This is a genomic window from Yoonia vestfoldensis (assembly GCF_002158905.1).
Classification (GTDB): Bacteria; Pseudomonadota; Alphaproteobacteria; order Rhodobacterales; family Rhodobacteraceae; genus Yoonia; species Yoonia vestfoldensis_B.
This window is the reverse complement of the sequence record NZ_CP021431.1, coordinates 2,034,052-2,050,060: the sequence shown is the minus strand read 5'-3', so window position 1 is coordinate 2,050,060 and position 16,009 is coordinate 2,034,052. Positions and strand designations below refer to the sequence as shown.

The window sequence follows — 16,009 nt, the reverse complement described above, 5'->3', positions numbered from 1 at the left end:
GCTGTTGTGATGGCGTTCTTCAGCAAGCTCAAAGAGAGGATGTTCAAATCCTCGGCCAAGATCGACGCGGGCCTTGATGCGATTGTCGCAGAGCCTGCGCCGAAACCCGGCCTGATCGGGCGGCTTTTTACCGATACGGATGTCCAGCGCCGCAGTCTTGACGATACCATGCTTGAAGAGCTGGAGGATCTGCTGATCGCCGCCGATATGGGTGTCGAGACCGCGCAGCGCGTTATTGCCAATATTGCCGAAGGCCATCGCGGCACGCGGCTGTCGGTCGCGGAGGTCAAGCGCCTGCTGATGGCCGAGGTGGTCCGGATCATGGAGCCTGTCGCACGCCCCTTGCCGATCTATGCCAAGACACCGCAGGTGGTTTTGGTCGTGGGGGTCAACGGATCGGGCAAGACCACGACGATCGGCAAATTGGCCAGCCAGTTTCGTGCGGCGGGCAAACATGTCGTGATCGCGGCCGGTGATACGTTCCGTGCCGCCGCGGTCGAACAATTGCAGGTCTGGGGAGAGCGCGCAGGCGTGCCGGTGCTGACCGCGCCCGAAGGGTCCGACCCGGCCAGCCTGGCCTATGATGCGATGACACGCGCGCAGGCGGATGGCGCTGATCTGTTGATGATCGACACCGCAGGCCGGTTGCAAAACCGTGCTGATTTGATGGAAGAGCTGTCCAAGATCGTCCGCGTGATCCGCAAGAAAGACCCCGAGGCGCCGCATAACACGCTTTTGGTGCTGGATGCGACGACGGGGCAGAATGCGCTGCAACAGGTCAAGGTGTTTCAGGAACTGGCCGCTGTCTCGGGGCTGGTGATGACCAAGCTTGACGGCACCGCCAAAGGTGGCGTGCTGGTGGCCTTGGCCGATCGGTTCGGCCTGCCGATCCATGCGATCGGGGTGGGTGAACAGATCGACGATCTGGCGCCGTTTGACCCCGAAGAATTCGCCGCCGCCCTTGTCGGGCTGGAGCTGTGACAGGGCTTTGAACGACCTCAGCCAATGGTTGGTCAGCATCGCAGGCACGCCCGAGGGCGCGCGGCTGGCGACTATCTTGGCGCTTGTGTCCGCGCTGGCGCATGCCGTGTTCGGGGCCTTGCAAAAGGGTCGCCATGACCCGTGGCTGACGCGGGGCGCGATTGATTTCTGGCTGCTGGTGTTGACCGCACCGATCGCGTTATTCCTTGTGCCTTGGCCGGATATGGCGACCGCGTTGATCCTTGCAGGCGCTGTCGTGATCCATTTCGGCTATAAGCTCGCCATGGCGCGGGCTTATGAAAAAGCGGCCTTTACCGTGGTTTATCCGGTCGTGCGCGGCACCGGCCCGCTGGTCACGGTGATCGCGGCATCGCTGTTTTTCGGCGAGCATTATTCAGCCCTGCAATGGCTTGGGGTGGGGTTTTTGTCGGGGGGTATCCTGCTGCTAGCGCTGCGCAACCTGAGCGAGGAAAAGCGGGATTTGAAATCCATGCAGACCGGTCTGGTCTGGGCGCTGATCGGCGGGCTGCTGGTGGCGATCTATACCACCTATGACGCCTTTGGTATCCGGCAGTCGCCGGACCCTTTCACCTTTCTGGCGTGGTTTTTCTTTGTCACGGCGCTGGATTTTCCGGTGCTGGCATGGCTGCGCTATCGCCGGATGGCCGCGCCGCCGGTGCTGGCCCCGCTGATGTGGCGCGGGGTGATCGGCGCGCTGGTGGCTTGGGTCAGTTTCGGCGGCGTGATGCTGGCCACCATGGTGGGCAAAGTCGGCGAGGCGGCGGTGCTGCGCGAAACATCCACCGTCTTTGCCGCCTTGATCGGCTGGTTCATCCTGCGCGAAAAGGTCGGCCCGCGGCGGTTGATCTTGATGACATTGGTTGCCTTGGGCGCCGTGATCGTGGAAATGGGGGGCTGAAGGAGATCAAGATGGCCGCAAGACAGATCAACCCGATCCTGAAACAGGTGCTGGAACTGGGGCCGACGCTGGCGTTCTTCCTGATCTACCTGCGCATCAAGGACGAGACCTATACATTTGGCGGCACGGATTATTCCGGTTTCATCATCGCCGCGCTGGTCTTTGTGCCGATCCTGCTGGTCGCGATGGGGATCTTATGGGCCTTGACCGGCAAGCTGAGCCGGATGCAGATTTTCACCGCCTTCATGGTGATCTTTTTCGGCGGGCTGACCGCCTGGTTCAACGACGAGAGGTTCTTCAAGATGAAAACCACCATCGTTTACGGCGCGATGGCGGGGCTATTGGGGATCGGGTTGTTGCGCGGGCAAAGCTATCTGCAATTCGTGATGGAAGAATTCCTGCCGATGCAGCGCGCGGGCTGGATGATCTTTACCAAGCGGCTGGCCTTCATCTTTGCCGTGCTGGCCATCGCCAATGAAATCATCTGGCGCACCCAATCGACCGAAACCTGGGTCAAGCTGGAAACATTCGCCTTTCCGGTCGTCTTGTTCCTGTTCTTGTGGGTCCAGATCATCGGTTTGCAGAAATATCTGATCGAAGATCCGCAGCAATCGCGCGACTGAACCCGGCCCTGCGCTGCCCATTGACGCGGCCAAGGCGGCGGCTTATGTCAGGCGGGTGGCGATTTGTCTCCGGATTGCAGGCCACGTTAAACAATCTGCTAAAAAGGTGGCGGGTTTTGCAGACCCCGATACCTTGCCGGTGTCGGGGTTTTTTCATGCGCTGCGGGCGCGAGGGCAGATGATGAGTGACTGGAACAAACGCACCAAGGCGGTGCATCACGGCATCCGGCGCAGCCAATATGGCGAGGTCAGCGAAGCGATCTTCATGACGCAGGGCTTTGTCTATGACAGCGCCGAAGCCGCCGAGGCGCGGTTCATCAAGGCGGGGGAGGATGAATTCATCTATGCCCGTTACGGCAATCCGACGGTTGCGATGTTCGAGGACCGGATCGCCGCGCTGGAAGGGACCGAGGATGGCTTTGCCACCGCCTCTGGCATGGCGGCTGTGCACGGGGCGCTGGCCGCAATGCTGCGGGCGGGGGATCATGTCGTCTCTGCGCGCGCATTATTCGGGTCGTGCCTTTACATCCTGCAAGAGGTGCTGCCCCGTTTCGGGGTCGATGTCACCTTTGTTGATGGCACCGATCTGGCCGCATGGCAGGCCGCGATCCGGCCGGATACCAAGCTGGTGTTCTTTGAAAGCATTTCCAACCCGACGCTGGAAGTCGTCGATATCAAGGCGGTCGCCGCTTTGGCCCATGCGCAGGGTGCCATGGTGATGGTGGATAATGTCTTTTCGACGCCGGTGTTTTCGGATGCGGTGGCTTTGGGCGCGGATGTGGTGATCTATTCGGCGACCAAACATATCGACGGGCAGGGGCGGGCCTTGGGCGGGATCATCCTTGGCAAGCGCGATTTCATCCGCGGCACGGTAGAGCCGTTCATGAAACATACCGGCGGGTCGATGTCGCCTTTCACCGCCTGGCTGATGCTCAAAGGGTTAGAGACGATGGATCTGCGGGTGCGCGCGCAGGCGGCCAGCGCCCAGCAGATCGCGCAGGCGCTGGTGGCGGATGGCAAGCTGCGGGTGATCTACCCCGGTCTGGCCGATCATCCGCAACATGCGCTGACCATGGCGCAGATGGGGGCAGGCGGCACGGTGATGGCGATTGATGCGGGCAGCAAAGAGGCCGCCTTTGCGCTGCTGAACCAGCTGGAAATCTTCACGATCTCGAATAATCTGGGCGATGCGAAATCCATCGTGACCCATCCCGCGACGACAACGCATCAACGCCTGGATGCCGAGACCAAGATCGCGCTGGGGATCACACCGGGGTTGATCCGGTGCAGCATCGGGCTGGAAGATCCGGCCGATCTGCTGGCCGATCTGCGCGCGGCAATCGGGTAAAGCAGCGATCAAGGCTGGCATCTTGCGACCTTTTCCGGCAGGCTTGACCTGCGGGTGCCGATCGTTTTGCGGCAAAGGGGATGTGGGGATGTCTGACCTTCGTGCCGATTTGTTACAATTTTGCCGCAGCATGGCTGGACATGCGCCGCAGCAGCGCCATCTTCGCAAGGCGGATGCACGACAAGAGGGTCTCGATATGAATATCCACGCACGCGACATGGATCGCCAGCCCACCAGATCCGATGCCGAGGCGGCGCTTGCGCTGTTGCGGCGCTGGGCCGGTGATGTCACGCCCGAGGAAGTGGCGACGCTTGACCCTTTGGTGTCGCGTCTGATCCCCGGACAAGAGGTGTCGCATTACCCCGCCCTTGCCCGCGCCTATCCCGAGGATTTCGCGGTGGACGAGGCCTATAAAGCCTCGATGCCTGACCTGCAGAACGGGCCATCAAGCCTGATCCGCGGCGCCAAGCAGCAGATCCAGCATGTCGGGATTTCCAACTTTCGTCTGCCCATAAGGTTCCGCACCCGCGACAATGGCGATCTGACGCTGGAAACATCGGTGACCGGCACCGTGTCGCTGGAGGCGGAAAAGAAGGGCATCAACATGTCGCGCATCATGCGGACATTTTACCAGCATGCCGAGGAAACCTTTAGCTTCGAAGTGATCGAACGCGCGTTGGATGCCTATAAATCCGATCTGGACAGCTTTGATGCGCGTATCCAGATGCGGTTCAGCTTTCCGATGAAGGTGCAAAGCCTGCGCTCGGGGCTGGCAGGCTATCAATATTACGATATCGCGCTGGAATTGGTCGAAAGCGCCGGGGTGCGCAAAAAGATCGTGCATCTGGATTATGTCTATTCATCGACCTGCCCCTGTTCGCTCGAATTGTCCGAACATGCCCGCCAGTTCCGCGGCCAATTGGCGACGCCGCATTCGCAACGCTCGGTGGCGCGGATCTCGGTGCTGGTCGAGGATGGGCCGATCCTGTGGTTCGAAGATCTGATCGACCGCGCCCGTGCGGCGGTGCCGACCGAAACGCAGGTCATGGTCAAGCGCGAGGATGAACAGGCCTTTGCAGAGCTGAACGCCGCCAATCCGATCTTTGTCGAGGATGCCGCGCGCCTGTTCACCGAACAATTGCAGCTGGAACCGCTGGTGTCGGATTTCCGGGTGATTGCCAGCCATCAGGAAAGCCTGCACAGCCATGACGCGGTCTCGGTCATGACCGAAGGGCCGACCTTTGCCGCCGAAAGCCTTGATCCGCGGCTTTTCGCCTCGCTGTTTCACGTCGGATGACGCGCGTAGGGTGGGTCTTGACCCACCTTACAACCAGCCCTTGAAGCCCCCCGCGCCGACGCCTAATGTCGGGCGAATTGATGAAGTCGGACATCCGTCCAGCAGAGAGGCATGAACATGCAAGACCCCGTTGAAACCTATATGAACCTTGTTCCCATGGTCGTGGAACAGACCGCGCGTGGCGAACGCGCCTATGACATCTTTTCGCGTCTCTTGAAGGAACGGATCATCTTTCTGAACGGTCCCGTGCATGACGGGATGAGCCAGCTGGTCGTGGCCCAATTGCTGCATCTGGAATCGGAAAACCCGAAAAAAGAAATCAGCATGTATATCAACAGCCCCGGTGGCGTGGTGACATCCGGCCTGTCGATCTATGACACGATGCAATACATCAAACCCAAGGTCAGCACGCTGGTCATCGGGCAGGCCGCGTCCATGGGGTCGCTGTTGCTGACCGCAGGCCACCCCGGCATGCGCTTTTCGCTGCCCAATAGCCGGGTCATGGTCCACCAGCCCTCGGGCGGGTATCAGGGGCAGGCGACGGATATCATGATCCATGCCGCCGAGACCCAGAAGCTTAAGACGCGGTTGAACGAAATCTATGTCAAACACACCGGCCAGCCCCTGAAAAAGGTAGAGACTGCGCTGGAACGCGACAATTTCATGTCCCCCGAAGAGGCCAAGGATTGGGGCCTGATCGACGAGATCGTGGTGAACCGCGAAAAATCATCTGAATGATCTTGCGTCATTCACCACGGTGAAAAAGTGACCCGGAAACTGGTCATTTTGACATTGTAGACCTTGGCGGGCTGTCCTAGTGTCGAGACAGGGCAGCCCGTTCATGTTTTACGGGCCAAGAGGCCAAGAGGGTTGATATGGCGACGACGACCGGAAACGACAGCAAAAACACGCTTTACTGCAGCTTTTGCGGCAAAAGCCAGCATGAGGTGCGCAAGCTGATCGCCGGGCCGACCGTGTTCATCTGCGATGAATGCGTCGAACTTTGCATGGATATCATCCGCGAGGAAACCAAGGCATCCGGCCTGAAATCCGGCGAAGGCGTGCCGACCCCTTCCGAGATCTGCGCCGTTCTTGACGATTATGTGATCGGCCAGGTCCATGCCAAGCGGGTCTTGTCCGTGGCCGTGCATAACCATTACAAACGCCTGAACCATGCCGATAAATCCGATATCGAGCTGGCGAAATCCAACATCATGCTGATCGGGCCGACCGGCTGCGGCAAGACCTTGCTGGCGCAGACCCTGGCGCGCATCCTTGATGTGCCTTTCACCATGGCCGATGCCACCACCCTGACAGAGGCCGGTTATGTCGGCGAGGATGTCGAGAACATCATCCTGAAACTGTTGCAGGCTTCCGAATACAACGTCGAACGCGCGCAGCGCGGCATCGTCTATATCGACGAGGTCGATAAGATCACCCGCAAATCCGACAACCCCAGCATCACCCGTGATGTCTCGGGCGAGGGTGTGCAGCAGGCCCTTCTCAAGATCATGGAAGGCACCGTTGCTTCGGTGCCGCCGCAGGGCGGGCGCAAACATCCGCAGCAGGAATTCCTGCAGGTGGATACGACCAATATCCTGTTCATCTGTGGCGGTGCTTTTGCCGGGCTGGACAAGATCATCGCGCGGCGCAGCAAAGGCTCTGGCATGGGCTTTGGTGCGGATGTCAAGGATGTGGACGAACGCGGCATCGGCGAGGTGTTTCAGGATCTCGAACCCGAAGACCTGCTGAAATTCGGCCTGATCCCGGAATTCGTCGGCCGTCTGCCGGTGATCGCCACGCTGACCGATCTGGACGAAGACGCGCTGATCACCATCCTGACCAAGCCCAAGAATGCACTGGTCAAGCAATATCAGCGCCTGTTCGAGCTGGAAAACACCAAGCTGACCTTTACCGATGACGCCCTGACCGCCATCGCCAAACGCGCGATCAAGCGCAAGACCGGCGCGCGCGGCTTGCGCTCGATCATGGAAGGCATCTTGCTGGATACGATGTTCGACCTGCCCGGTCTGGACACGGTGACCGAAGTCGTCGTCAACGAAGAGGCGGTGACATCCGATGTTGCGCCCTTGATGATCCATGACGACGTGAAGAAAAAAGAACCCGCGACGGCAGGCTGATGCCGCATCCTTGGTGGCCCCGCGTCATCGGGAGCCTCCGGCGGGGATATTTTCTTCTCGGAAGAAAGGGACGCCTTGCGCAGGCTGGACCTTTTGCGCGCAATAGGGCATGACAGCCGCAGTTTACCGGAGAGGCAGCATGGGTATTGGCCATTCAATCAAACGCATTTTCACATGGTGGGATGGACAGACCTATGGCACCCAGTTGTGGACATCCCGCAAAGGGTTGCGCGTCGGGACGGATGCGCAGGGCAATATCTATTACCGCAATGCCGATGACAGCCGCCGCTGGGTGATTTACAACGGCGCGATCGAAGGCTCGCGGGTCAGCCCCGAATGGCATGGCTGGCTGCATCACACATGGGATGAACCCCCGACCGAGACGCCTTTGCCGCGCAAAAGCTGGGAAAAGCCGCATCAGCCGAACCTGACCGGCACGATGGCGGCCTATGCGCCTGCCGGTTCGATCCGGCGCATGGCCCCCGCCGACCGCAAGGATTACGAAGCCTGGACCCCCGAATAGGGCGATGCGGCGATTATCCGCCATAGCGGCCTGCCTGCTGCTGGCCGCCCCCGCCGCCGGCCAACAGATGCTGTCGGGCATCGGCGCAGAGATCCGCATTCTGGACAAGCTGACCGGCGCTGTGACCGATCTGGCCTTGCGCAACGGGCAAAGCGACGCTTTCGGCGCCTTGTCGGTCACGCTGAATGACTGCCGTTATCCGGCTGATCATGTGGCCAGCGACGGCTATGCGGCGTTGATGATCCATAGCCGCAATCAGGTGACGCCGGTCTTTGCCGGCTGGATGCTGGCGTCCTCGCCTGCGCTGAATGCGCTGGACCATCCGCGTTACGATGTCTGGGTTTTGCGCTGTATCACATCGCTGGATGCCGGCACCGCGGTCGAAAACCGCGCGGATTGAGCAACCGCCGCCGCCAGCATCCGGTGATATTGGGCGCGCGGGATTTCCACGGCCCCAAGGCTGGGCAGATGCGGCGTCAGGAATTGCGTGTCGAACAGGGTAAAGCCGCTGCCGCGCAGGTTATGCAGCAGATAGGCCAGCGCCACCTTTGAGGCATCCGTGGCGCGGCTGAACATGCTTTCGCCGAAAAACGCGGCCCCGATATGGATGCCATAGACACCGCCCACCAGCTGCGCATCCTGCCAGACCTCGACGGCATGGGCATGGCCTTGGCGGTGCAGCATGAGCGACAGATCGCGGATGCTGGGGTTGATCCAGGTCTCTGGCCGGTCGGCGCAGCCATCGACCACATCGGCAAAGGCGGTGTCGAAACTGACCCGGAACTGGCCGCGCCGGATGGTCCGCGCAAGGCTGTGGCTGATGCGGAACTGGTCCAGCGGAAACACACCGCGCCTGCGCGGATCGACCCAGAAAATACCCGGGTCGTCCCGGCTTTCGGACATTGGAAAGACCCCCAGACGATAGGCTTGCAGGACAAGCGCAGGCGTCAGCGGAGGCTGGGACATTGTCACGTCAGGACAGGTTTGTTTCCAGCCAATGTTCCAGCCAGTGGATGTTGTAATCCCCCGACTGCACCGCAGGTTCGGCCAGCAGCGCATGGAACAATGGGATGGTCGTGTCCACACCATCGACGATCAATTCACCCAAAGCGCGGCCCAGACGCGCCAACGCCTCTGGCCGGTCGCGGCCATGCACGATCAGCTTGCCGATCAGGCTGTCGTAATAGGGCGGGATGCGGTAGCCGTCGTAAAGCGCGCTATCCATCCGCACGCCCAAGCCGCCCGGCGCGTGATATTGCGTGATCGTGCCGGGGCAGGGCGCGAAATTTGGCAGCTTTTCGGCATTGATCCGCACTTCGATCGCATGGCCGTTGATGCGCAGATCATCCTGGGTGAAGGACATCGGCAGGCCCGAGGCGACGCGCAGCTGTTCGCGCACCAGATCGACGCCAAAGACGGCTTCGGTCACCGGATGTTCGACCTGCAGGCGGGTGTTCATCTCGATGAAATAGAATTCGTCGTTTTCGAACAGAAATTCGATCGTGCCCGCGCCGATGTAATTGATCGCGGCGACAGCATCGGCGCAGACCTTGCCGATCCGCGCGCGCAATGCGGGGGTGATGATGGGACCGGGGGCTTCTTCGAACACCTTTTGGTGGCGGCGTTGCAGCGAACAATCGCGTTCGCCCAGATGCACGGCATTGCCCTTGCCATCGCCAAAGACCTGAATTTCGATATGGCGCGGCGTGGTCAGATATTTCTCGATATAGACTTCGTCATTGCCAAAGGCGGCTTTCGCCTCGGATCTTGCGGAATGGAAGGCTTTTTCCATATCGGCTTCTGTCTGCGCCACTTTCATGCCGCGCCCGCCGCCGCCGGCCGTGGCCTTGATGATGACCGGATAGCCGATTTCCGCGCCGACGCGCTGCGCATCCTTGAGCGTGGGCACGCCGCCGTCCGATCCGGGCACGCAGGGCACGCCAAGCGCCTTCATCGTGTCCTTGGCGGTGATCTTGTCGCCCATGATGCGGATATGTTCGGCGGTGGGTCCAATGAAGGTCAGCCCGTGATCTTCGATGGCCTGCACGAAAGCTGCGTTTTCCGACAGAAACCCATAGCCTGGATGGATCGCCTGCGCGCCGGTGATTTCACAGGCCGAGATGATCGCGGGAAAGGACAGATAGCTTTGCGCGGATGCGGGCGGGCCGATGCAGATCGCCTCATCGGCCATGCGCACATGCATCGCATCGCTGTCGGCGGTGGAATGCACGGCCACCGATTTCACGCCCATTTCGCGGCAGGCGCGCACGACCCGCAAGGCGATTTCGCCCCGGTTCGCAATCAGGATTTTTTCAAACATCGCAGCCTCTATTCGATGATGACAAGAGGTGCGCCGAATTCGACCGCGCCGCCATCTTCGACCAGAATGCGCCGGATTGTGCCTGCGCGGGGGGCGGGAATATGGTTCATCGTTTTCATCGCTTCGATGATCAAGATCGTGTCACCTTCGCGCACATTCTGGCCAATGGCCACGAAAGGCGCGGCATTGGGTTCAGGGGCCATATAGACGGTGCCGACCATCGGCGATGTCACGGCACCCGGATGGCTGGCGGGGTCGGTATTGGCGCTGGCGGCGGGGGCTGCTGGGGCGGCGGCGGCCGGTGCGGCGGGCATTGCTGCCACCGCGGGGGCGCTGGCCTGCACCAGTGTCTGTGTCTGGCGGCTGACGCGCACATTCAGGCTGTCGTTTTCGCCGTAATCCCGCTTGACCTGCAATTCCGTCAGATCGTTCTGGCGCAGCAATTCTGCCAGCGCCTGAATAAAGCTGACATCGCTATCGTGGGAGGTTTTATTGCTCATCTGTTCCTCGGCCCGTTGCCTATCGTTCATGCCCCGCTTTTTGCGGGCTTTGCACATCCAGTGCGCTTATAGGGTAAGCGGGCCATGGTGGGAAGCGGCAGCGGCGCAAAATGCGCAACCTTGCGTCAAGGATTTACAATTTCTGCGGGCGGTCTTGCGTGCTGGGTGGCGCGGTGATGTCATCCTCGGGCTTGTCCGCGGGCAGCATCGGCACGCCATAGGGGCGCAGGATTCGGTCATCGGGCAGAATTTCGGCGGGGTCTTCGGCAAAGCCGCTGTCTAGCCGTGCCGCGACCGCCTGTGCCACAAAGGGGCGTTCGGGCGGCAGCGTGGCGGCGGCCTGCAAGGACCTGACCGGTGCCACCGTGGTATCGGGCAGCTGCCGGGGCTGGGCGGCATAGGGCATCGCGGCGGGCGATGTCGGCGTAAGATGTAAAGACGGGTCCATGGCGTTCATCCATCAGGGGAATACTGTCACCAACAGAATCGGCTCTGAACCTTGCCAAAATGTTAACGGGGCTGGTCCCAATATCTTGCATTTGAACCAAAGCCGCTGTCAAAGTTGTCATTGTATTTTGCGTGCGCAGTAAATCTTGTAAAAGAAACCCCGAAATGCCGGATGGCCACAGCGACAGCCTGACAGGACCCGATGACCATAGCACGCATGACCGGCACCCGCATTCGCGAAAAGCGCATCGATCTGGGCCTGCGGCAGGCCAATGTGGCGCGGGCCGTGGGGATCTCGCCGTCCTATCTGAACCTGATCGAACATAACCGCCGCCGGATTGGGGGCAAGCTGCTGACCGATCTGGCGCGCGCGCTGGGGGTTGATCCCTCCAGTCTTGCCGATGGCGCGGATCGCGACCTGCTGGACCAGCTGCATAGCGCCGCAGGCCTTGCCGGTGACATGGCCGAAATCGCCCGCGCCGAGGAATTGGTCGCGCGTTTCCCCGGTTGGGCCGGGCTGATCGCCTTGCAGGCGCGCCGTTTGGCGGTGCTGGATCAACGCGTCGATGCTTTGACCGACCGCATGGCGCATGACCCGTTTCTGGCGACGGCCCTGCATGATGTGATTTCGGCGGTGACCGCGATCCGGTCCAGCGCGGCGATTCTTGTCGGTCAGGAACAGATCGACGCCGATTGGCAGCGCCGGTTTCACGAAAACATCCATACCGACAGCCTGCGCCTTGGCAAAAGCAGCGAGGCGCTGGTGGCCTATCTGGACGCGCCCGCCGCCGCCGATCCGTCGCCCGATACGCCGATGGGGCAGGTCGATGCGTTTCTGGCGCAGCACAGCTATCACCTGCCGATGATCGAGGCCGAAACGGCCAGCCCAGAGGATATTGTCGCGCAATCGGGATTGACCGGGGCGGCGGCGGCGCTGCTGGCCGGGATCTGCCGCCAATATGCCGATGATGCGCGCGCCTTGCCGATGGCCGCTTTTGCGCAGGCGGCGCGGGCCTGCCATTATGACCCCGCCCAGCTGGCCGCGCAATATGGCGTTGATTTCGCCACGGTCCTGCGCCGGTTGCCCTGTCTGCCGCCCGATGCGGGCCATCCGCCGATGGGGCTTGCCGTTTGCGATGCTGCGGGGGCGTTGATCTATCTTAAACCGGTGCCGGGCTTTGCGATGCCCGCGATGGGGGCGGCCTGTCCGCTCTGGCCTTTGTTCGCAGCGCTGAGCCGCCCCAGCCAGCCGCTGCGCGCCGAGGCGATCCTGCCCGGACCGACAGCGCCACGGCTGTTGTGCTATGCGATCGCGATGCCTCTGGCGGTGCATCAATTCGATCTGCCGCCGGTCTTGCGCAGCACGATGCTGGTGCTGCCCGATATGGCCCAGGCCAGCGCGCCGCCGGTGCCTGTCGGCATTGCCTGCCGCATCTGTCCGCGCGCCGATTGCGCCAGCCGCCGCGAGCCTGCGATCATCGGCACGCCAACTGCGCTTTGACAGGCCGCTCTGAAACAAGGATAGTCGATACCAAGGGGAGCCCGCGCGCCAGCGCGGCGAGCAAAGGGGAGGCGATGGGATGGGCAAGCGCGTCCTTCTGATCGAGGATGAGCCAAACATCATCGAGGCGATCGGATTCATCCTGTCGCGCGACGGCTGGACCGTGCATACCCATCAAGACGGTCAGACCGCCATGGCCAAGGTGCTGGCCCTGCCGCCCGATATGATCATTCTTGACGTGATGCTGCCGGGGCGCAGCGGCTTTGAGATCTTGCGCGAATTGCGCAGCACCGATGTCACCAAGGATATCCCGGTGATGATGCTGACCGCGCGCGGGCAGGACAAGGACCGCGCGCTGGCCCTGCGGCTGGGTGCCAGCCATTTCATGACCAAACCCTTTTCCAACAGCGATGTGCGCGATTATGTCCGCGCCATGATGGCCCCATGAAACCGCCCGCCAAACCGCCTGCCAAACCGCCCGCCAAACCGCCGGTCTTTCTGGAGCGGGCCAGCTATCGGCAGCGGCGGCTGGGGGATGCTGCGCAATTCCTGCCCGTGCTGGGGGCGGTCTTGTGGTTCATCCCGCTGCTCTGGGCAAGCTCTGGCCCCGAGACACCCTCGAAATCGGGCATGGTGGCGTATATTTTCGTGATCTGGCTGATCCTGATCGGGCTGGCGGCGGTGCTGGCGCGGCTGTTGCCCGATACCGACCATTCACCCGATGACATGCGGCGGTAATGGTTTCCTTCAATATCCTGATCCTTGTCGCGCTCAGCTATGTGGCGGCGCTGTTCTGGGTGGCCTTTCTGGCCGAAAGGCGGGCGGCGGCGGGGCAGGCGAAATGGCTGCATGCGCCGGTGATCTATACGCTGTCGCTGAGCATCTATTGCACGGCCTGGACCTTTTACGGCGCGGTGGGCTATGCGGCGCGGTCGGGGTTGGAATTCGTGACGATCTACCTGGGGCCGACGCTGGTGATGGTGGGCTGGTGGTGGCTGTTGCGGCGGCTGGTGCGGATCGGGCGGGCGCAGCGGATCACCTCGATTGCGGATTTGATCTCGTCGCGCTTTGGCAAATCGCGCCGGCTGGGCGCGGTTGTCACGCTGATCGCCGTGGTCGCGGCCACGCCTTATATCGCGCTGCAAATCCAATCGGTCACGCTGTCACTGGCGGTCTTTGCAGATCATGAGGGGGCGGCCTGGACCGATGGCGATTTCGCGCGCGCCGCGATGTGGTTCGCGGGGGGGCTGGCGGTCTTTACGATCCTGTTCGGCACCCGCAACCTGGATGCCAATGAACGCCATCCCGGCATTGTCACGGCCATCGCGGTCGAGGCGGTGGTCAAGCTTTTCGCGCTGATCGCGGTCGGCGTTTTCGTGGTCTGGGGGCTGGGCGGTGGCCCGGTGCAGATGATGGCGCGGATCGATGCCGCTGATCTGGAACTGTGGGAGCAGGACACGCATCGCTGGTTCGGGCTGATCTTTGTCTCGGCCGCGGCCTTTGTCTGCCTGCCGCGGATGTTTCAGGTCATGGTGGTGGAAAATGACGACGAGGCGCAGCTGCGTTTCGCCAGCTGGGCCTTTCCGGCCTATCTGCTGGCGATGAGCCTCTTTGTCGTGCCGATCGCGGTGGTCGGGCTTGACCTGATGCCCGCAGGCAGCAACCCTGATCTGTTCGTCTTGACAATACCTTTAAGCCAGGGCGCTAACGGATTGGCAATGCTGTCTTTTCTGGGCGGCTTTTCATCTGCCACATCCATGGTGATCGTGGCGACCATCGCGCTGGCGACGATGGTGTCCAATCACATCGTGGTGCCTTTGTGGTTCGCCTTGCAGGGCGACCAGCGCGGCGCGATGTCAGGCGATGTGCGCCAGCTGACGCTGCTGGCGCGGCGCTTGTCCATCGCGGGCGTGCTGGCGCTGGGCTTTGTCTATTACCGGCTGTCGGGCGGGGGCACGGCGCTGGCGGCGATCGGGCTGATCTCTTTCGTGGGTTCGGTGCAGGTGCTGCCCGCGCTGATCGGCGGTATCTTCTGGCGCGGCGCGACCCGGCCTGCGGCGGCGGCAGGTCTGCTGACCGGGCTGGTGGTCTGGCTTTGGTCGATGTTTCTGCCCAGCTTTGGCCCCGGTGCCGTGATCCCGGCCGAGGTCTTTGTGCACGGGCCTTTCGGCATCGGCTGGCTGCGCCCCGAGGCGCTGTTCGGGATCGGCGGGATCGATCCCTTGGTGCATGGCATCCTGTGGTCGATGCTGCTGAATACTGCGGCCTTCGTGGGTGTCTCGCTGGTGACCTTTCCATCGCCGCTGGAACGGCTGCAAGGCGCGCAATTCGTCAATGTCTTTGAACATACCACCGGCGCGCGGACATGGTCGCGCCCCGTTGCCGCCGCCGAGGACCTGCTGTTGATGTCGCAACGCATCATCGGCCGGACCGAGGCGCAGCGGATCTTTGCGCGCGAGGCCACACGCCAGGGCATCCCCGGTCAGCTGCCCAAGGCCACCACCGATTTCGTCGCGCGGCTGGAACGCGAATTGGGCGGCTCTGTCGGGGCTGCGACCGCCCATGCGATGATCGGCCAATTGACGGGGGGCAGCGGTGTCTCGGTCGAGGATCTGATCGCCGTGGCTGACGAGGCCGCCCAGATCCTGGAATATTCCAACCGGCTCGAGGCGAAATCCGCCGAACAAGAGGCCACCGCGCGCGCGCTGCGCGACGCCAATGCCAAGCTGACGGCGCTGTCGATCCAGAAAGATGCGTTTCTGAGCCAGATCAGCCATGAATTGCGCACGCCGATGACCTCGATCCGGTCGTTTTCGGAAATCCTGCGCGAGGATGATCTGCCCGCCGAGGATCGCAACCGCTATGCCGGGATCATCCTGGACGAATCGATCCGCTTGTCGCTGCTGCTGGATGATCTGCTGGATTTGTCGGTGCTGGAAAACGGACAGGTCGTGCTGCGCCCGCAGACCGGGCGGCTGTCGGTGCTGCTGGACCGGGCGATTGCGGCGGCGGGGGTGCATGACCGCAACCTGACGATCCTGCGCGACCGCGCCACCGAAGAGATCGAGATCACCGCCGATCTGGACCGGCTGGTACAGGTGTTCATCAACCTGATTTCGAATGCGGCGAAATATTGCGACGCCAAGTCGCCGGCGCTGACGATTCGTGTCAGCCGTGCCAAAGGGCAGCATCGGATTGATTTTCTGGATAATGGCATCGGGATCGCGGCGCAGAATCATGAATTGATCTTTGAAAAATTCTCGCGGCTGGCGGATGAATCCAAGGCAGGCGGCGCAGGGCTTGGGCTGGCGATCTGCCGCGAGATCATGCACCGGCTGCATGGCGATATCACCTATCTGCCCGGCACATCCGGCACGGCGTTCCGTGTGAGCTTGCCGATCTAGCCGCG

17 protein-coding genes and 1 riboswitch are annotated in these 16,009 nt (G+C 61.8%); of the genes, 13 read left to right on the top strand and 4 right to left on the bottom strand.

Annotated features, from left to right (window positions below; genetic code table 11):
- The first annotated feature begins 9 nt into the window (after nt 1-9).
- The 9 genes from ftsY to LOKVESSMR4R_RS10100 all read left to right on the top strand — a co-directional run bounded on the left by ftsY (nt 10) and on the right by LOKVESSMR4R_RS10100 (nt 8,232).
- Nucleotides 10-981 carry a signal recognition particle-docking protein FtsY gene (gene ftsY, locus LOKVESSMR4R_RS10140; RefSeq protein WP_087208063.1) on the top strand — a complete coding sequence of 324 codons (972 nt, stop codon included), beginning with the start codon at nt 10-12 and terminating at the stop codon, nt 979-981.
- 7 nt (nt 982-988) lie between these two features.
- The gene (locus LOKVESSMR4R_RS10135) at nt 989-1,900 is read left to right on the top strand and encodes a DMT family transporter (protein WP_087208061.1); all 912 of its coding nucleotides are present in this window, start codon (nt 989-991) and stop codon (nt 1,898-1,900) included.
- 11 nt (nt 1,901-1,911) lie between these two features.
- On the top strand, nt 1,912-2,523 hold the full coding sequence (locus LOKVESSMR4R_RS10130; protein WP_087208059.1) for an inner membrane-spanning protein YciB: 612 nt from the start codon (nt 1,912-1,914) through the stop codon (nt 2,521-2,523).
- A 45-nt stretch (nt 2,524-2,568) separates the two neighbouring features.
- Nucleotides 2,569-2,646: riboswitch (SAM riboswitch) on the top strand.
- A 55-nt stretch (nt 2,647-2,701) separates the two neighbouring features.
- Nucleotides 2,702-3,871, top strand: coding sequence for an O-succinylhomoserine sulfhydrylase (gene metZ, locus LOKVESSMR4R_RS10125; protein ID WP_087213005.1), 1,170 nt, complete (start codon nt 2,702-2,704; stop codon nt 3,869-3,871).
- A gap of 196 nt (nt 3,872-4,067) precedes the next feature.
- Nucleotides 4,068-5,168: a GTP cyclohydrolase FolE2 gene (folE2, locus tag LOKVESSMR4R_RS10120; RefSeq protein WP_204248659.1), complete on the top strand. Its 1,101-nt coding sequence runs from the start codon at nt 4,068-4,070 to the stop codon at nt 5,166-5,168.
- Nucleotides 5,169-5,285: 117 nt separating this feature from the next.
- Complete coding sequence (locus LOKVESSMR4R_RS10115; protein WP_026352472.1) at nt 5,286-5,906, top strand: ATP-dependent Clp protease proteolytic subunit; 621 nt, start codon at nt 5,286-5,288, stop codon at nt 5,904-5,906.
- 137 nt (nt 5,907-6,043) lie between these two features.
- On the top strand, nt 6,044-7,309 hold the full coding sequence (clpX, locus tag LOKVESSMR4R_RS10110) for an ATP-dependent Clp protease ATP-binding subunit ClpX (protein ID WP_087208055.1): 1,266 nt from the start codon (nt 6,044-6,046) through the stop codon (nt 7,307-7,309).
- Between the two features lie 139 nt (nt 7,310-7,448).
- Nucleotides 7,449-7,832: an NADH:ubiquinone oxidoreductase subunit NDUFA12 gene (locus tag LOKVESSMR4R_RS10105; protein WP_087208053.1), complete on the top strand. Its 384-nt coding sequence runs from the start codon at nt 7,449-7,451 to the stop codon at nt 7,830-7,832.
- Between the two features lie 4 nt (nt 7,833-7,836).
- Nucleotides 7,837-8,232, top strand: a complete 396-nt coding sequence (locus tag LOKVESSMR4R_RS10100) for a DUF2155 domain-containing protein (protein ID WP_087208051.1) — start codon at nt 7,837-7,839, stop codon at nt 8,230-8,232.
- Here LOKVESSMR4R_RS10100 and aat read toward each other — a convergent pair.
- The 4 genes from aat to LOKVESSMR4R_RS10080 all read right to left on the bottom strand — a co-directional run bounded on the left by aat (nt 8,160) and on the right by LOKVESSMR4R_RS10080 (nt 11,100).
- Entirely contained in the window at nt 8,160-8,798 is a 639-nt protein-coding gene (gene aat, locus LOKVESSMR4R_RS10095) for a leucyl/phenylalanyl-tRNA--protein transferase (RefSeq protein ID WP_087208049.1), read from the bottom strand. The genes LOKVESSMR4R_RS10100 and aat overlap by 73 nt on opposite strands.
- A gap of 7 nt (nt 8,799-8,805) precedes the next feature.
- A complete protein-coding gene (gene accC / locus LOKVESSMR4R_RS10090; RefSeq protein ID WP_087208047.1) occupies nt 8,806-10,152 on the bottom strand; it encodes an acetyl-CoA carboxylase biotin carboxylase subunit in 1,347 nt (448 codons plus the stop codon).
- An 8-nt stretch (nt 10,153-10,160) separates the two neighbouring features.
- Nucleotides 10,161-10,652 (bottom strand): acetyl-CoA carboxylase biotin carboxyl carrier protein, encoded by a 492-nt coding sequence (gene accB / locus LOKVESSMR4R_RS10085; protein ID WP_087213002.1) that lies wholly within the window; start codon nt 10,650-10,652, stop codon nt 10,161-10,163.
- A 133-nt stretch (nt 10,653-10,785) separates the two neighbouring features.
- On the bottom strand, nt 10,786-11,100 hold the full coding sequence (locus LOKVESSMR4R_RS10080; protein WP_204248658.1) for a hypothetical protein: 315 nt from the start codon (nt 11,098-11,100) through the stop codon (nt 10,786-10,788).
- A gap of 201 nt (nt 11,101-11,301) precedes the next feature.
- On the opposite strand from LOKVESSMR4R_RS10080, the gene LOKVESSMR4R_RS10075 reads away from it, so the two are divergent.
- From LOKVESSMR4R_RS10075 to LOKVESSMR4R_RS10060, 4 genes are all read left to right on the top strand, one after another.
- Nucleotides 11,302-12,600 carry a helix-turn-helix transcriptional regulator gene (locus LOKVESSMR4R_RS10075; protein WP_087208046.1) on the top strand — a complete coding sequence of 433 codons (1,299 nt, stop codon included), beginning with the start codon at nt 11,302-11,304 and terminating at the stop codon, nt 12,598-12,600.
- A 79-nt stretch (nt 12,601-12,679) separates the two neighbouring features.
- Nucleotides 12,680-13,048 (top strand): response regulator transcription factor, encoded by a 369-nt coding sequence (locus tag LOKVESSMR4R_RS10070; RefSeq protein WP_087208044.1) that lies wholly within the window; start codon nt 12,680-12,682, stop codon nt 13,046-13,048.
- A complete protein-coding gene (locus LOKVESSMR4R_RS10065; RefSeq protein WP_087208043.1) occupies nt 13,045-13,338 on the top strand; it encodes a hypothetical protein in 294 nt (97 codons plus the stop codon). Before LOKVESSMR4R_RS10070 ends, LOKVESSMR4R_RS10065 begins: the two co-directional genes overlap by 4 nt.
- Nucleotides 13,338-16,004: an ATP-binding protein gene (locus tag LOKVESSMR4R_RS10060; protein ID WP_087208041.1), complete on the top strand. Its 2,667-nt coding sequence runs from the start codon at nt 13,338-13,340 to the stop codon at nt 16,002-16,004. Before LOKVESSMR4R_RS10065 ends, LOKVESSMR4R_RS10060 begins: the two co-directional genes overlap by 1 nt.
- Nucleotides 16,005-16,009 lie beyond the last annotated feature (5 nt).

Excerpts from the sequence above, each read along its gene's own strand:
- ftsY (WP_087208063.1), top strand. The coding sequence starts at position 10 with ATGGCGTTCTTCAGCAAGCTCAAAGAGAGGATGTTCAAATCCTCGGCC.
- LOKVESSMR4R_RS10130 (WP_087208059.1), top strand. The coding sequence starts at position 1,912 with ATGGCCGCAAGACAGATCAACCCGATCCTGAAACAGGTGCTGGAACTG.
- metZ (WP_087213005.1), top strand. The coding sequence starts at position 2,702 with ATGATGAGTGACTGGAACAAACGCACCAAGGCGGTGCATCACGGCATC.
- folE2 (WP_204248659.1), top strand. The coding sequence starts at position 4,068 with ATGAATATCCACGCACGCGACATGGATCGCCAGCCCACCAGATCCGAT.
- LOKVESSMR4R_RS10115 (WP_026352472.1), top strand. The coding sequence starts at position 5,286 with ATGCAAGACCCCGTTGAAACCTATATGAACCTTGTTCCCATGGTCGTG.
- clpX (WP_087208055.1), top strand. The coding sequence starts at position 6,044 with ATGGCGACGACGACCGGAAACGACAGCAAAAACACGCTTTACTGCAGC.
- LOKVESSMR4R_RS10105 (WP_087208053.1), top strand. The coding sequence starts at position 7,449 with ATGGGTATTGGCCATTCAATCAAACGCATTTTCACATGGTGGGATGGA.
- LOKVESSMR4R_RS10100 (WP_087208051.1), top strand. The coding sequence starts at position 7,837 with ATGCGGCGATTATCCGCCATAGCGGCCTGCCTGCTGCTGGCCGCCCCC.
- aat (WP_087208049.1), bottom strand. The coding sequence starts at position 8,798 with ATGTCCCAGCCTCCGCTGACGCCTGCGCTTGTCCTGCAAGCCTATCGT.
- accC (WP_087208047.1), bottom strand. The coding sequence starts at position 10,152 with ATGTTTGAAAAAATCCTGATTGCGAACCGGGGCGAAATCGCCTTGCGG.
- accB (WP_087213002.1), bottom strand. The coding sequence starts at position 10,652 with ATGAGCAATAAAACCTCCCACGATAGCGATGTCAGCTTTATTCAGGCG.
- LOKVESSMR4R_RS10080 (WP_204248658.1), bottom strand. The coding sequence starts at position 11,100 with ATGGACCCGTCTTTACATCTTACGCCGACATCGCCCGCCGCGATGCCC.
- LOKVESSMR4R_RS10075 (WP_087208046.1), top strand. The coding sequence starts at position 11,302 with ATGACCATAGCACGCATGACCGGCACCCGCATTCGCGAAAAGCGCATC.
- LOKVESSMR4R_RS10070 (WP_087208044.1), top strand. The coding sequence starts at position 12,680 with ATGGGCAAGCGCGTCCTTCTGATCGAGGATGAGCCAAACATCATCGAG.
- LOKVESSMR4R_RS10065 (WP_087208043.1), top strand. The coding sequence starts at position 13,045 with ATGAAACCGCCCGCCAAACCGCCTGCCAAACCGCCCGCCAAACCGCCG.
- LOKVESSMR4R_RS10060 (WP_087208041.1), top strand. The coding sequence starts at position 13,338 with ATGGTTTCCTTCAATATCCTGATCCTTGTCGCGCTCAGCTATGTGGCG.